Consider the following 15,200-nt stretch of genomic DNA (forward strand, 5'->3'; position numbering starts at 1 on the left):
GGGCTGGTACTGGCTGTCCGATGTGCCAGAACGACTTCAACGCCGAGGACCTCGGCTGGGGCCTCCTTGTCCGGCGCGGGGAGGTCAGCAACGCCTACCTGTGGCGCAGCGGCCATGTCCGCGGCTACGCCGTCGTGATCTACACCGGGCGGCATGTCGCCGAGCCCACCGAGCTGGACGAGCGGGAGGCGGCCGCCTTCTGGCGCGACGTCCTCGCCCTGGGCCGCGCTGTGGAAGTGTTCTACGAACCGCTGAAGATGAACTACCTGCTGCTGGGGAACCAGATCCCGCACGCCCACTGGCACTGCGTTCCGCGACGCGAAGCCGGAACGGACCCGGCTCCGGGTGGTCCGCTGCCCTTCGACGTGCTCGATCTCGGACGCCAGGACGAGGAGCAGGTGCAGGCGGAGGCCCGAGCGCTGCGACAGTTGCTGAACCCCACCGGGCCGGTTGGGGGCGGGGCGATGAATGACGTCGAGTCTGACCCTCACGCAAGCCGAGGGGGTACTCCATGACCTCCTCCGGCGCCCGCCCGTCGCTGTGGCGGCACCGCGACTTCCGCCGCTACCTGACCGGGCAGGCAGCCAGCGTGACCGGCAGTTCGATCAGCACCATGGTGATCCCCGTGCTGGCGGTGCTCGAACTGGACGCTACCACCGCCGAGGTCGCCTGGCTGACGTTCCTGAGCCAACTGCCGCCCGCACTGCTGGCGTTGCACGCCGGGGCCCTCGCCGACCGCCACTCCAAGCGGAAGCAGATGATCACCGGCGACCTGGTCAGCGCCGCTGCACTGGCCAGCGTGCCGGTGGCCGCTGCGCTGGACCGGCTGTCCCTGCCCCAGCTGATGGTGGTCGCGGCCGTGCAGGGCGCGGCGGGCGTGCTACACGATGCCGCCGCGATCAGTCTCCTGCCCAGCCTGGTCGACCGGTCCCTGCTCCAGCGGAGCAACAGCCGCATCGGCGGGCTCTTCGCCATCGCCGCCACCGCGGGCAGCAACCTCGGCGCCGCCCTGACCGCGCTCCTCGGCCCGGCCCGGGCGCTCCTCGGGGACGTCCTGTCCTACCTCGTCAGCGCCTGGTGCACCGCCCGCATCCAGGCACCCGACGGCCCCCGGTCAGCAGCGGAAGGCCGCCGGCTGCACACCGAGATCGGTGAGGGCCTGCGCTACGTGCACGGCGACCACCAGCTGCGCACGCTGACCCTCGTCAACGCCACGACGTCGTTCGCCCTGGCGCTCCTGAATACCTTGTGGGCGCTGTACCTGCTCCGGTCCCTCGCGATGAGCGCGACCGCCTTCGGCGTGGTCCTGGGGCTCGGAGCCGTGGGTGCAGCGGCCGGTGCGCTGGCCGCCCCGTCACTCGCGGCGCGGTACGGGCCCGGGCCGATGATGCTCGCCGCGCTCGCGATCACCCCGCTCACCCAGCTCCCTCTGCTCCTGGCCTTCCCGGGCCTCGCCTGGCAGTTCGCCGTCGGCGGCGCACTGTTCGTGCAGCTGGTCTGCGCCGCGGCCGCGGGGACGACCCAGCGCACCATTCGCCAGGTCGTCACCGCCGACGGCATGCAGGCCCGGATGCAGGCCGTGAGTACCTGGCTCACCTCCGGTGCACGGCCGGTGGCCGCGCTCCTCGCCGGCGGGCTCGGGACCTGGATCGGCGTGCGCCCCACCCTGATCGTCGGCACCTGCCTTCTCGTCGTCCCCCTGGTGGTCCTCTATCGGTCTCCGCTGCGCGGCCTGATGGAAATGCCTGGCTCAGCCGCCGCGGCTCCTGCTCCAGCAGAGGCTTTCACACCCCCGACGCCGCCGGGGCCGAGCGTCCCCAATCCCGCAGTCGCCGTGGATGTGCGGCGCGAGCGCTCTGCGGAAGGCGGCCCGTGAGCGCGAACCCTGATACGGCCCCTGGCCCGGAGCCGTCGGCGGCCTACCCGCCGCCGGGCGCGCCCCTCCAGCCCAGCACCTACTTCCTGCCCTCCAACGTCCGAGGTGATCACGTGCCGCCCTCCCGCTCTCATATCCGCGCGACCGTCGAGGCCTATCTCAGCCGGCATGCCGAGGAACGGGAGGCCCTGGAAGGGCTGCTGAATGTCCTGGACAGCACCGAGGAGCCGTCCAGCCGCACCACGCTGCCCGGTCACGTCACCTGCAGCGCGGTGGTCATCGACCGCGACCGTCGGGTGCTTCACATCGGCCATCGGGTGACAGGGCTGCTCCTTTGCCCAGGCGGCCACGTTGAGGCGGGTGACCGTACGCTCCTGGCCGCAGCCGTGCGGGAAGTGTGCGAAGAGGCCGGACTCCGCCCCGGCGACCTCTGCCTGACCACTCAGTTCCTCGGCGAGCCGATCGATGTGGACGTCCACGACATCGACCCCGATCCGGCCAAGGGCGAGCCCGCTCACCAGCACTTCGACGTCCGCTTCGCGTTCTACCTCACAGCCGAGCAACCGCCTGCCCTCGCTCTGCAGGACGAGGAAGTCGCCGGGGCCCAGTGGCTCCCGTACGCCGACGTGCGGTCCCCTACCTTGCGGGCCAAGCTCCTGGACGCCGAGGCGGACGGCCTCGATGGGCGCCCGGAGCCCGTCAACGCGAGCGCCCTGATCCACGACGGGGCCGGCCGGTACCTCCTTCATCTTCGGGATGACCGGGAGGGCATCTGGGAGCCTTGGGTGCTGGCCCTCCTCGGTGGCGGCCGTACGAGGGACGATTCCTGCCTTGTGGCGACGCTGCGGCGCGAGCTTGCCGAGGAGGTGCCGGGCCTGGAGCCCACGGAACTGGTGCCGTTCGCCGTGGAGGAGGCAACGAGCGTCCACGGCCTTGCGGTGCCCGTCCAGGTCTACGTCGGCCGCTGGAGTGGACATGCTGAGGCGGTGGAGCTCCGCGAAGGTGTCCTGTTGACGTGGTGCACCGTGGACATGCTCGACCGGCTGCGCCTGAGCCCCGGTCTCGGGGAGCTGATCCGGCGCCACGCGGCCGAACACCCCGCCGCCGAGGGACCGCCGGACGACACCGATTCGCTGCCCGAGGAGGCGCCGCCGGGGACCGAGCTGCACATCGTCGGCGTGCACCTCCATCTCCAGGACGACCAGGGTCGGATCCTCCTCGGCCTGCGCCACCCGGACTCCGCCTTCGCGCCGGACACCTGGCACTTCCTGGCCGGCCACTGCGAGCGGGAAGCCGCGATCGACTGCCTGATCCGGGAAGCGAAGGAGGAAGCAGGCCTCACCATCGCGCCTGAGGATGTCGACCTCGTCCACACGGTGCACCACGTCGACTCCCCCCACGTGCGGCCCAGGATCGCGCTCGTGTTCCAGGCCCGGTCCTGGGCCGGCGACCCGGAGGTCCTGGAGCCCGACCGGTGCGTGGAGTGGCGGTGGTGGAAGCCCCAGGAACTTCCGGGCGCGGTCGTGCCGTACACCCGCCGGGCGATCGACGGAATCCTTCGGGGGCGCCGGTACTCCGAGCAGGGCTGGGACGAGCGATGAGCACTCCGGACACCTGTCGCGCCGCAGGCGACCGGTCACTGGAGTGCACCGCTGGCCCGGTCGGCGGAGCCACGCCGACGGGTGCGGAAGCGGATCCGGCAGCCGCGCGGGCGGCGATGGTCGCCCGGCTCGAGGAGGAAGGGTCTCTGCGGCCGGGCCCGGTCCGCGACGCACTCCTCGCGCTGCCCCGCGAAGTGCTGATGCCGCAGGCGTACGTACGGCGCAGCGGGCCGGGCGAGGAGCCGCCGCGGTGGGATCTGCTGGACTGGTCGGCGCCGCAGGACCGCGCCGAGCTACTCGGGCTGCTGTACGGCGGGGGAAGTGTGCTCGTCCAGCACGAGGGGGAGCCGCTGCTGGGCCGGGCACGGGGGACGCGGTCGGGGGCGTCGATCACGTCGATGTCGACGGTGATGGGCCTGACCGCCTCGCTGCTGGAGGAGCTGGATCTGCGCCCGGGTCTGCGGGTGCTGGACGTCGGGACGGGCGCGGGGGTGACCGCCGCGGTGGCCTGCCAGGTCTGCGGCGACCATGGGGTTACGACCCTCGACCGGGACCGGCACCTCACCGACGCGGCCGCCGCCCGGCTGGCCGACCTCGGTTTCCGGCCGCAGGTGGTGTGCGGATCAGGCGAACAGGGCGTGCCGGGCCGGGAGTTCGACCGGATCTTCATGTCGTACACGGTGCAGCGCGTGCCGACGGCCCTGGTCGAGCAGCTCGCTCCGGAGGGCAAACTGCTGGCGCACGTGACCAGCGCCTCCCCGTCGTGGCCCGGCCTTGCCGTCGTCAGGCGCACCGCCGACGGGCAGATCACGGCGGAGCTGCGGGCCGTGGAGTTCGCCCACCGGGCGGGGCACGGCATGGCGCGGATCTGGCTCACGGAGGAGTTCCGGCACCGCATGGCCACCGAACCGGGCACGTGGACCCAGCGGAGCATCCTGGCGCCGCCCGCGGACAGCGACCGCGGTTTCTGGCTGGCGGCCGACCATCTCCTCGGCGGTGATCTGGTGCGGGACTTCGCATCTGAGCACCTCGCGATCGGCGCACCCGGCTGCGGATCCTGGATGCGCGCGGAACCGGCAGGCCACCGGCGCTGGAGCGTCACCGCCGCGGGGCCGCGGGACATCTGGAAAGAGATCCAGGACCTCGCCGCCCGGTGGCGGGCCGCACGCTCCCCCGATCGCTACCGCCTCTTCTTCGACGCGGACGGCGGGCAGCGCGCCGCGTCCGAGTGCGGACGCCTGTCCTGGCACCTGCCCGCCCCCCACCCGCTCGATGAGGGAGCCACCTCGTGACCTACGCCGACGGGCCCCTTCCGGGCCTTTCACCGGAGCAGGAGCCCATGTTCGAGGGCGCGGCGGTGACCTACGCCCGCCACCGCCCCGGCCTGCCGGACGCGGCGGTGCGCCTGCTCGCCGACACGCTGCGGGGCCGGCCGTCCCCGGTACTGCTCGACCTGGGCACCGGAACCGGACAGGTGCCCCTCGCGCTCCTGTCCGCCGGCGCTGACCTGACGCACATCGAAGCCGTCGACGTCAGCCCGCAGATGCTGCATCAGGCCAGGCAAGCCCTCACCCCCGTGCTCGGCCACTGCACCCTCACCCTGGTCCACGCGGCGGCCGACGCCTACGAGCCGCTCGCGACATTGCCGGGCGAACCGGATTCCGGCCCGGACCTGATCACCTGCTGCCGGTCCTACCACTGGATGAACAGTGAGGCGGTCCTGGAGATGGCCGACCGGGTCGCCACACCGGGTGCCGCAGTGGCGATCATGGGCGACGGGAGCCTGTGGACCCACAACGCCGACTGGACCCGTGCGCTGCGCGAGTTGATCCAGCTCTACCTCGGCCCCGAACGCAGGGCGGGCGCCCGCAGTTCCTACGCCGAGCCCCGCCGCTCGTATGAGGAGGACCTCGCCGCCTCAGCGTTCAACGACGTCACCGAACATCTCTTCCCGGTGACCCGCACCTGGGCGCCGCAGGAAGTACTCGGCTACCTGCGCACCACGTCCTTCGCTGGGGCTGAGCTCTTCGCAGAGCGGCACCAGGCGTTCGAGGACGAGGCCCTCGCCCTTCTCCACGCCCACGCGGTGGACGGATCTCTGGTCGAGGAAGCGACGTTCAGGGTTCTACTCGCCCGTCGTCCGGAGGGAGCGCGGTGAGCGGCGGGCAGCGGCACACCGAGCCGGTCGACGTCCACCTGATCCTGCGCCGGGAGACCCCGCAGGGGCCGCAGGTCCTGCTGTCGCGGCGGGCCGGGCAGGTGTACGCCGCCGGCCTGTGGCACCTGCCGTCGGGGCATCTGGACGGTCCGCACGAGGACGTGGTCACCGCCCTGATCCGCGAGGCGAGGGAGGAGACCGGTGTCGTCATCGACCCGGCCGACGTGCGGTCCGCCGTGACCGTGCACCACCGCAGTCCCGGAGGCGCCAGCCGCACCGGGTACTTCTTCGAGGTCCGGCAGTGGAAGGGCGAGCCCGGGATCGCGGAACCGGACGTCTGCGACGCGATGGACTGGGCACCCCTTACCGCCCGGCCCGCCCAGATGGTGGCGTACTGCCGTGCCGGATTGGACGCCTACAGCGCCGGCGCGCACCTTGCGGTGCACTTCCAACTGCCCGGCGACAGCATCGCCTTCGACCCCGGCGCCGACCGGCTGCGCCTCGTGCCGGACGTGACCGGCCAGGCGTCTGGTGCCCGTTCCGACGCTGCGGTCGTGGAGTTCGCGGAGCGGGCGGTCGGCCGAATCGCGCAGTGGACGGATACGTCATGGGCGCGCGAGGAGAGCCGCGTGTGGCGGGTCCACGGCGGCACCTGGTACGTGAAGGTGCACCACAATGAGCGTTTCCACGGCCGGGAGGTGCGAGGGCTACGGACGTGGGCGCCGGAGCTGGGGGCGCCCGCGCCCCGGCTGGTCGCCGCCGACGAGACGCTGCGGGCGGTGGTCCTCACCGCGGTGCCGGGCCGCCCGCTGCACGGCACCGTGTTGACACTGGGGCGGGAGAGGGCGGTCTTCCAACGGATCGGCGCGCTGGCCCGCCGCATCCACCAGTCCTCTCCCCCGCGGCCCGCTCCCGCCGGCAGCGGCCCCGCCGTGGCCAAGGCCGACCGGCACCTGGATGGGGCGCGGTCTCACTTGCTCCCGGGTGATGAGGAGTTCGTCCGCGAGCTCGTCCGCCAGGCCGAGGACCTGCAACCGCTGGAGTGGGTGGAGACCCACGGAGATTTCCAGCTCCGCAACATCCTCTACACCCCCGACGACGCGGACGAGACGGACGACCTTGATGTCTTCGTGGCGGTGATCGACCTCGAGCGTAGTGAGCCGGGGCCGGCGGTACGAGATCTGGTCCGCCTGTCCGACGCCTGGGCCGGCCGCCCCGACCTGTTCGAGGCGTTTCTGGCCGGGTACGGCAGGTCCCTGACCGCCGCCGAGGAGGCCCGCCTCGTCATCGACGCAGCGCTCGATTCCGTGAGCGGGATCGCATACGGCGCCGTCCACGGCGATCCGGAGCTGGTCGAACGCGGCCGGCGGACGCTGGCCCGGCTGCGCGCCGAGCACCGTGCAGCCCTCTCACCGACAGGAGATGTGACGTGAACGCCGACACGTCCCCCACTACCGCGGCCGAGCCGCGCGACGTCGCCGGGCGGCCGCCGGTCCGCGCGGCAACCGCCGCTGACGCCGAGGCCATCACCCGGATGCGCTCCGCATACGTCCTGTCCTCACCGCTGACCGAGGACTGGGTTCGGCAGTGCACGGACGAGCTGGCGCCACGGCTGACGCCGGAGGGAGACGCCCGGGCCTTCGTCGTCGACGCCCCCGACGGCACGATGGCCGCCTGCGCCCTCGGCCTGATCCACCCCGTGCTCCCGGCCCCGGCCTACCCCCGAGGCCGGGCCGCCCGCGTGCAGATGGTCGCCACGCACCCGAACCACCGGCGCCGCAGCTACGCCCGGGCCGTCGTATCCGCCCTCCTGAACCACCTCGCCGACGTCGAGGACGTCACCCTGTTCGAGCTGCACACCAGCCCGGAGGCCGCGCCCCTGTACCGGGACCTCGGCTTCAGCGGCAACCCGGCACTGATGCGGATGACCCGCCACCGCCCACCCGCCAGTGCCGTGCCCGGCGCGCAGCCGGACTCGACGTGGGTGCCGCCGCAGCAGTACGCCGACGCACTGCCCCGGGCGGCCTCGTACGTGTGCCTCTACGTCACCGACGAGGACAACCGGCCACTGCAATTGCACTCCGTCTACTCCCCCGGCCACCCCTGGCACATGATCGGCGGCGCGATGGATCTGGGCGAGCGGCCCTGGGACGCAGTGGTGCGCGAGTGCCGGGAAGAGACCGGCCTGACCGCCGCGGGTCCGCCCCGGCTGCTGGCCACCGTGTACGGGCAGCCCCGGGCGCAGCGTCCGTACAGCACGCTGCAGCTGATCTTCGACGGCGGGCGCCTCACCGATGCACAGATCCGGGGCATCACCCTCAACCCGCGCGAGCACGACGAGGCCCGCGTCCTGCCCTTGGCCGAGTGGGAGGCATTGATGCCGGCCCGGGATTTCGCGCGGCTGCGCGCCGTGGAGGAGGCCCGCAGCACCGGCGTGGCCGCATACGTCGACACCTGGGGGGACGCATGACCACCAGCAGCATCGTCTTGATGTCCGACCGGCGGGTCGCCGCGATCCCTGTCCAGGAGAGCGGCGAGGTCCTCCTCGACGCCCGTGTGCACGGCCTGAGGGTCGACGACCGTAAACAGGATGCTGCGGGCGCCTGGGCTCACGTCCGCCAGGGGGTGCTCACGCGGCTCCAGCAGGCGCAGGCGCTGCTCCCCGTCGGCGTGCAGTTGCTGTTCATCGAGGGCTACCGGCCCCCGGCCCTGCAGCGCCGGTACTTCGAGGAGTACTCCGGCGAGCTCGCCCGTGCCCACCCGGACTGGCAGGCCGCCGAGCTCCGGGAGGCCGCCAGCCGCTTCGTGTCACCGCCGGAGATCGCGCCGCACTCCGCCGGCGCGGCCGTCGACGTGACGCTGATCGACCACCGGGGCCGCGAGCTGGACATGGGCACGCGCGTCAACGCCTCCCCCGAGAAGTCCGAAGGCGCTTGCTACACCGACGCCCCCAACCTGAGTGCCCGGGCCCGCACGAACCGGGCCACCCTGGGCGGCGCGCTGTCCACCGCAGGCTTGATCAACTACGGGACCGAGTGGTGGCACTGGTCGTTCGGCGACCGGTACTGGGCGCTGCAGACCCAGCAGCCAGCCGCCCTCTACGGCCCCATCGAACTGCCCTGACACAGCACCACCACCCCCGCACGAACGAGGAGCGACCTGTGGGATACACCCGGACTGACTGGTCCGAGCACTACAACGGCGGGCGAGGCTTCCGGCGACTCGGCGACGAGGAGAAAAGCCTGCTGGTCGAGCACGCCCCGGCACCCGAGGGGGGTCGCGCGCTCGACATCGGCTGTGGCACCGGCGAGATGTCCGTCTACCTCGCCTCGATCGGCTACACCGTCGACGGAGCAGACTTCGCCGAGGGCGCGCTCGAGCGGGCCCGCGCGGAGCACGCCGGGGTGGAGGGGGTGCGCTGGCTGAGCCTGGATGTCGAGCGCGACGACCTGGCCGCTCTCGCCGAGGACGGCTACGACCTGATCGTCCTGCGGCTGTGCATCGCGTTCATCCGCGATCGCGCCCGTGTCCTTCGCGCTCTGGCCGCCCGGCTGCGCGAGGGCGGGGCGCTCGTCATCATCACGCCGATCGTGGAGCACACGCCGGAGGAACGGCGCCACATCGCCTTGGACGAGAATGAACTCGCCGCGCTCACCGACGGGTTCGAGCACGTCGAGCAGCTCGACGCGGCGGGCCTGGCGGTGCTGGTCCTGCGCAGACCGGCCGGATTCAGCGCGGAGGAGAAGCTACGGCCCGAGCCGCAGGCCGTCTTCGGTGCCGCAGTGGTGGTCACCGATACGTTCGGCCGGGTCCTGCTGGGACGCTCCACCCGACGCATGTGGGAGCTACCCGGCGGCCGCATCGAGACAGACGAGGCCGCACCAGCGGCCGCCGTGCGGGAGCTGAACGAGGAAACCGGACTGACGGCGCGCGTGGAGGACGCTCACGTCATCACCGTGCTGCACGACGACCGCCTGGACGTGCGCCGCGTCACCGCCGTGGTCCGCATCTCCCGTTGGGACGGTGAGCTCGCTCTGCCCGAGCCACACCGCTTCGTACGCTGGGAGTTCCACGACTTGAACACCTTGGTGACCCTCGGGAAGATCTTCGCGCCAAGTGCTCAGGCTCTGACCTCGGTGTGGCCCGGGGTGCTGCCGGGGCTCCCGCCGGTCCACTCCTACGCGTGCTCCGCCACCGCCCCGCCGGTGCCCGGGGAGCCGGCCGAGGCGGTCCGGCTGCGCGAGCGGATGGCGGACATCGTGATCAGCAAGGGCTGGGCACCCTCGCCGCGGGTCCAAGCCGCGTTGCGCGAGGTGCCCCGGCACCGATTCGTCCCCGAGACCCGGCTGGAGACGGCCTACCACGACGACCTCGCCGTAGTGACGGTCCGCGAGTCACCCCAGACAGCGCTCAGCTCCGTCTCCGCGGCCTGGCTGCAAGCCGACATGATCGAACAACTCCGGCTGGAGCCGGGGATGACCGTGCTGGAGGTCGGCTCCGGCGGATACAACGCGGAACTCCTGGCCCACGTCCTCGGGGAACGCGGGCGCGTGGTGACCGTGGACATCGACCCGTACGTGGTGCATCGAACGCAACGGCTGTGCGCGGAGGCCGGCAGCGGCCGGGTCACCGCCGTCCTCGGCGACGGCCGGCTCGGCGCGCCGGGCCACGTCCCGGCCGGAGGGTTCGACGGGATCGTGATCACGCACAACGCGTCCGACATCGCACCAGCATGGCGGGAGCAGCTCGCCGAGGGGGCCCGGCTGGTCGTGCCGCTGGAGATGGGCGGCTACACCCGCTCCCTCACCCTGGTCCGGCGCGGCGACGTGCTGCACTGCGAGCACTGGACGTACTGCGGGTTCGTGCGGGACCGCGGTGCCGCCGCTCGTACCGCCCCCGCCGTCCCTCTGGCCGACGGCAAGGTCACGTTGCGGTGGGAGGACGGGACGCCCGCCGGCACCGCCGGTCTCGACGAGGCTCTGCGCGGGCCCCGGCACGAGCGCTCTACGGGCCTGGTCGTCCGGGGGATCTTCAACTTCGAGACGTTGCAGGTCTATGCCGCAACGACCCTGCCGGGGTTCTGCCGTCTGTCCGCGCCGAAGGGGTCCACGTTCGTGGAGCAGCAGGACGCGGCCGCGATCCTGGCGGACGGCTCGCTCGCCTACTTGACCTACCGGAAGGTCAGGGATGCCCCGGAGCCGGCCGACCGCATGACGGAGTTCTTCATCCACGCCTACGGCCCAGCAGCGGAAGAGGTGGCAGAGCGCTTCGCCGAGTGCGTGCGCGTCTGGGACCGCAAGGTGCGCGAGAGCGGCTATCCGCCGATGACCGTCCACCCGGCCGCAACGCCCGACGACCAGCTGCCGCCCGGCGACGTGCTCGACAAGCCCAGCGCACGGCTTGTCCTCCAGTGGCCGGGCCGGACCCCCGCCGGCGCACTGAACCTCTCGACCGCAGGGGGACAGCGTGCCTGACTACGACGAGTTGATCCCCGAGAAGGCGGCGTCCTCCACGATGCCGTCCCTGCTCGGCGTGTTCGCCCATCCCGACGACGAGAGCCTCCTCGCCAGCGGCGTCCTCGCCCAGCACGCCGCCGCGCACGCGCGCACCGCCGTCGTCACCATGACGTGGGCGCCCGACAGGCGTACGGGACGCTCTACAACTACTGGGTCGGCTACTCCGTCCCGTCCCAGTTCAGCGCTACGGTGCCGTCCGGGGTCGTGGCGCCCGGCGGAAGGTGGCTGGCGCGCTGTCCCGCAGACGGACATCCTGCCCTCGCGATCGCGGACATCGACCTCGACTCGCAGGACGAAGACATCGACGTGGCCGTTCGCTGCGCCCGCCCGTGGCGGCGCACTGCGCGAGCCGGACTCTACGAGGGACGGACCCCCGTCGGGGATCCCCGCACCAATGCACGCACAGCGTTCTGAGACCGCCCTACTGCCAGCTTCCCTCGGCATCCCCACGGCCCCTCAGCAACCCGTCACCGAACTCGCCGGCCCGGCTGGCCCGAGTCAGTAACAGGGCGAGGGTCTGGGGGTTGTCGTCGGTGGTGGCGGCAAGCTCGCGTTGGTGGTCAAGGCGCGCGCTCAGAGCTGGCCCCAGCGCCGTCCGATCAGCGGTCGGGGTTTCGGCGCCGGAGGAACTCCCGGGCTCCGCGAAGGCGGGTGGCCAGGTATGTCTGGGTGACGCGGCTGTCGAGGTGGACGCGGAGTCCGCCAAGGAGGCCGCTGTCGGCGCGAAGGCCGGTCGGCAACAGCGATGGGTCAAGGCCGTCCCGCTGTGCAATGAGGATGCCGAGTTCGTGGCGGGTGACGGCGTCCGGGCCGGCGAGGTGAAAGACGCCAGCCGCATCGGACAAGGTGAGCTCCCACAGTGCGGCGGCCAGATCGCCGACGTGGACTGGGCATCGGACATCGTCCGTGAACAGGGCCCCGTCCCGCGTGCCGGCGGCCAGGGCGTGCACCATGCGTTCGTGCTCGGACTGGCCATCGCCGATGATCAGGGAGGTCCGTGCGACGACGGTGTCGTCCAGGAGCCGCACGGCGGTCTCGGCCGCCGCCTTCGCCGCCCCGTACGGCGTTACCGGGTCGGGTAGACACGTCTCGTCGTACAGGTCGTGGCGGCGGCCGGAGAAGACGGCGTCACTCGAGACGTGGACCAGGCGGATGCCGCGTTGAGCCGCGGCTTGGGCCAGGCGCATCCCGCCTTCGGCCGTGACTCCCCACTCGGATCCGCCACTGCTCGCGTTGACGACCGCCGTTGGGCTGACCGCATCCAGGACCTCCCGCAGGCTCGCAGGGTTGCGTAGGTCAAGGCGGTGCCACGTCACTTCGGCGTTCTCGCCGGGGTGTGAGTGGAAGGTGGCGGCCGTCTCCCGGCCCGCTGCACGTCCCTGGCGGGCCAGCTCACCGCCCAGGAACCCGCTGCCACCCACAATGAGTACCGTCATGTTTTCCCACGCTAGGACAGTTAGGTCCGTCCTGAGGGCCGAACCGTCTGAAGTGCATCGTGGGCCGGCGCGTCCAGCCGGTCGGTGCGGAATCACCTGGTGGCGTCGCCGACGCAGCCACGATCGACCGGCGGGGGTCGCGCGTGCAGCCCTGGTGGCGGGGTCATCCACACATCGCTCAGGCGACCCGTGGTCAGGCCAGGTCAGGCGGTACGGGGCATCGGCGCACGGACGGTCTGGTGATGACCACAGCTCGCACGGCAGACGGGGCAACATGCCGAGGAGCAGTTCAGGTAGGCGGCTGGGTTTGCGGGAGGGTTCCGCTGGGCTGTTGCAATGAATGGGAAACGAGCCAGCGCTGGATTTCTCGGTGACGGAATTGATACGCCGGCCCGGCGCGGCGCAGTAAGCCTGAGCCGCAGGCCCAGTCTAGAAATGTGATCAGACGGATGGGCAGGCGGTTTTGGGAACAGAACAGGAAGACAAGATACCGGCGGGTCGCGGGGAAGCCAGCTGCGATGCCGGTGGGAATTCGGGGCAGGATGCCGTCGACGAGCCTCGCTGTGATGCCTGCGGTGAGGCCGACGATGCCGCTGACGAAAGCGACGGTTCCGAAGGCGAGGCCGGTTTGCGGGCCCAGGACAAGCCCGGCCAGTACAGCAGCGGCCAGTCCCCAGGCGGCTCCCGACATCAAGCCATAGGCAAGATCATTACGCAGTATCTGCCGAGGACCTGCAGCGCTCGCCGGCTCCCCGATGGCGCCGACCACCAGACCGCCGATCAGGCCACAAGCGAGGCCGAAGCCGATCCCGAGCAGAGTATCGGCGAAGAGGGAGAGTCCCACGCCAGCGATAAGACCGGCGGTCAGCCCAAGGGCCAGATCAATGCGCCCGTGTGGCGTGGTGAGGCGGCCCCAGTGCAGGCGATGAGGGACAGGTGAGGTGTTGAGGGCAGCGACAACACCTGCGCCGGCCGCGACCACGACGACGCCGGGCGCGAAGACCGCCGGGTACGGAGTCACCCAGGCAACAGGAAGGGTGAAAAGGACGGTAACTGCGCTGAGTACGGCGTCCACGATACGGACTCGTTGGCGACCGGCCGATGGCCACAGCTCGTGGAGAAGTAAATCCGTTCTCGCAGCTCCAGCTGGTTCTGAGGGCGTGCCGGGGTGAACAGAAGCCAGATGGATGGCGAGCGTAGACAGCCAGCGCTGTACGTCATCCGCCTTGTACCGGCGCCGGAGACCTGTAGCGGAATGCTGGCGTGCAACTGCGTCGAGTTCTGTTGCGGCGGGGATGAGACGACTGAGTAGGTGGTTGTCGAGGGATGCCGGAGTCGTATGCTCCAGCAATTCGTTGGGATCTCCACTGTACTGGTAGATCGTTGCCGCGAGACTGAGCCGCCACGGCGTGGACAAAGCCCGGGCGGCGGGGCCGCCCGGATGGGAACCAAGGTGATGCAGAAGGGAATGCCAGCGGGGGGAGCCGCCGCTGCGCTGGGCGAGAAAGGCGGTAGCTCGCTGAGGGATGATGTGGGCGATATGGATGCGGGCGGCAGTCCGCAGCCGGTCAGCTTCGGGCAGGGCGTCGTAGTGGGCCCCGCGGCAGGTCAAAATTAGTGGAGCGGGTGAGAGGCCGTCCTGGTAGGTGTTGAGCAGACTCAGGGCGGTGCGGGCACGTGGTGCGTCGGGATCTGGCTGGGTGTTGCCTTGGGCGTCGAGGACGGGAAGACCATCGTGGCTAAGCAGGGGATCCATTTCGTCCAGGCCATCCAGGACCGGCAGCACCAAGCGGTGCTGGACCAACCGCGTGGCAAGGCGCGGCGGCCAGTCCAGGGCGTGTACGAGATGCCGAACAAGAAAGGCCTCCAGGCCCATGGCGGACGTGTCCCATTCAGCCAGCGACAGACGGACGGGAACCGGCTCAGTCTCGGACCGGTTCTCGATGATGGCCAGCAGCAGTTCCAAGGCCAGAACGGTCTTGCCGCCGCCGGGCGAACCGGTGACAACCAGTCGCGCTGGACGGGTGTCTCGGTAGAAGGTCACAATGTCCGGCACACTGGCAGCGCCGTCATTGAACAAAGTGCCCGAGGATGCTGTAGTTGCTGCGGCCCGCCGTTGACCGTCGGTCCGCAGCGTGAAGTGAAGGTTTATGCGCTCGGCGTCTCCTCCGACCAACCGTAGCCACTCGCGTTGTTCTGCTCGGCGAATCTGCTGGGCCAGCGTCGCTGCGGCAGCGCGGGCCGCAGCAGCGTCGTCCGGAGCCTGCGTCATCGCGCTCACAGCGGCAGGAACACCGGCGACCGCCACCACCAGGCTCGCAAGCGCCACTGGAAAGCCCAGCAGCGTGGCAGAGTCGACCGCCGACGCTCCCTCCCCCAGGACCCATACCGTGGCAATGACGACCACGAGGCCGCCGGCCCCAGCCAGCCCAACAAGAAACGTGCGCCCTCTGCGTCCCCAGGCCATGCCGGGAGCTTCCCCAGTCGCGCGGTGTCGTAGACCCAACGGCATCCGGTTCTGTGTGGGTAGGGCCGAACCCTGCACGGCACTTCCACTAACCGCGCGGCTGCTCAAGTCTCTCGTGGCATGCAGCGACTCCTATTGGCTCACCA

General features: G+C 71.1%; 12 protein-coding genes and 1 pseudogene. 11 read left to right on the forward strand and 2 right to left on the reverse strand.

Going from position 1 to position 15,200, the window contains the following annotated elements; all coding sequences use genetic code 11:
* Window positions 1-20: 20 nt before the first annotated feature.
* From ABZ098_RS19190 to ABZ098_RS19240, 11 genes and pseudogenes are all read left to right on the forward strand, one after another.
* A complete protein-coding gene (locus ABZ098_RS19190; RefSeq protein ID WP_356592583.1) occupies window positions 21-515 on the forward strand; it encodes an HIT domain-containing protein in 495 nt (164 codons plus the stop codon).
* A complete protein-coding gene (locus ABZ098_RS19195; RefSeq protein WP_356592585.1) occupies window positions 512-1,876 on the forward strand; it encodes an MFS transporter in 1,365 nt (454 codons plus the stop codon). The genes ABZ098_RS19190 and ABZ098_RS19195 overlap by 4 nt, the downstream gene beginning before the upstream one ends.
* Window positions 1,873-3,477 (forward strand): NUDIX domain-containing protein, encoded by a 1,605-nt coding sequence (locus ABZ098_RS19200; RefSeq protein WP_356592587.1) that lies wholly within the window; start codon window positions 1,873-1,875, stop codon window positions 3,475-3,477. Before ABZ098_RS19195 ends, ABZ098_RS19200 begins: the two co-directional genes overlap by 4 nt.
* On the forward strand, window positions 3,474-4,769 hold the full coding sequence (locus ABZ098_RS19205; RefSeq protein ID WP_356592589.1) for a methyltransferase domain-containing protein: 1,296 nt from the start codon (window positions 3,474-3,476) through the stop codon (window positions 4,767-4,769). Before ABZ098_RS19200 ends, ABZ098_RS19205 begins: the two co-directional genes overlap by 4 nt.
* Window positions 4,766-5,635: a methyltransferase domain-containing protein gene (locus tag ABZ098_RS19210; RefSeq protein WP_356592591.1), complete on the forward strand. Its 870-nt coding sequence runs from the start codon at window positions 4,766-4,768 to the stop codon at window positions 5,633-5,635. The genes ABZ098_RS19205 and ABZ098_RS19210 overlap by 4 nt, the downstream gene beginning before the upstream one ends.
* A complete protein-coding gene (locus ABZ098_RS19215; RefSeq protein ID WP_356592593.1) occupies window positions 5,632-7,068 on the forward strand; it encodes a phosphotransferase in 1,437 nt (478 codons plus the stop codon). The genes ABZ098_RS19210 and ABZ098_RS19215 overlap by 4 nt, the downstream gene beginning before the upstream one ends.
* Window positions 7,065-8,105 (forward strand): GNAT family N-acetyltransferase, encoded by a 1,041-nt coding sequence (locus tag ABZ098_RS19220; RefSeq protein ID WP_356592595.1) that lies wholly within the window; start codon window positions 7,065-7,067, stop codon window positions 8,103-8,105. The genes ABZ098_RS19215 and ABZ098_RS19220 overlap by 4 nt, the downstream gene beginning before the upstream one ends.
* The gene (locus ABZ098_RS19225; protein WP_356592597.1) at window positions 8,102-8,758 is read left to right on the forward strand and encodes a M15 family metallopeptidase; all 657 of its coding nucleotides are present in this window, start codon (window positions 8,102-8,104) and stop codon (window positions 8,756-8,758) included. The genes ABZ098_RS19220 and ABZ098_RS19225 overlap by 4 nt, the downstream gene beginning before the upstream one ends.
* Window positions 8,759-8,796: 38 nt before the next feature.
* A complete protein-coding gene (gene fxlM / locus ABZ098_RS19230) occupies window positions 8,797-11,109 on the forward strand; it encodes a methyltransferase, FxLD system (protein WP_356592599.1) in 2,313 nt (770 codons plus the stop codon).
* A gap of 40 nt (window positions 11,110-11,149) precedes the next feature.
* Window positions 11,150-11,275: pseudogene (locus ABZ098_RS19235) on the forward strand (PIG-L family deacetylase); the annotation flags it as partial.
* Window positions 11,263-11,565: a hypothetical protein gene (locus ABZ098_RS19240; RefSeq protein ID WP_356593093.1), complete on the forward strand. Its 303-nt coding sequence runs from the start codon at window positions 11,263-11,265 to the stop codon at window positions 11,563-11,565. The pseudogene ABZ098_RS19235 and the gene ABZ098_RS19240, both read left to right, overlap by 13 nt.
* Window positions 11,566-11,750: 185 nt before the next feature.
* Here the strand turns inward: ABZ098_RS19240 and ABZ098_RS19245 are convergent, their stop codons facing one another.
* On the reverse strand, window positions 11,751-12,587 hold the full coding sequence (locus tag ABZ098_RS19245) for a sugar nucleotide-binding protein (protein ID WP_356592601.1): 837 nt from the start codon (window positions 12,585-12,587) through the stop codon (window positions 11,751-11,753).
* Window positions 12,588-12,876: 289 nt separating this feature from the next.
* On the reverse strand, window positions 12,877-15,054 hold the full coding sequence (locus tag ABZ098_RS19250; RefSeq protein WP_356592603.1) for an NACHT domain-containing protein: 2,178 nt from the start codon (window positions 15,052-15,054) through the stop codon (window positions 12,877-12,879).
* Between the last annotated feature and the right edge of the window lie 146 nt (window positions 15,055-15,200).

The organism is Streptomyces sp. NPDC006335 (assembly GCF_040612795.1).
GTDB lineage: Bacteria > Actinomycetota > Actinomycetes > Streptomycetales > Streptomycetaceae > Streptomyces.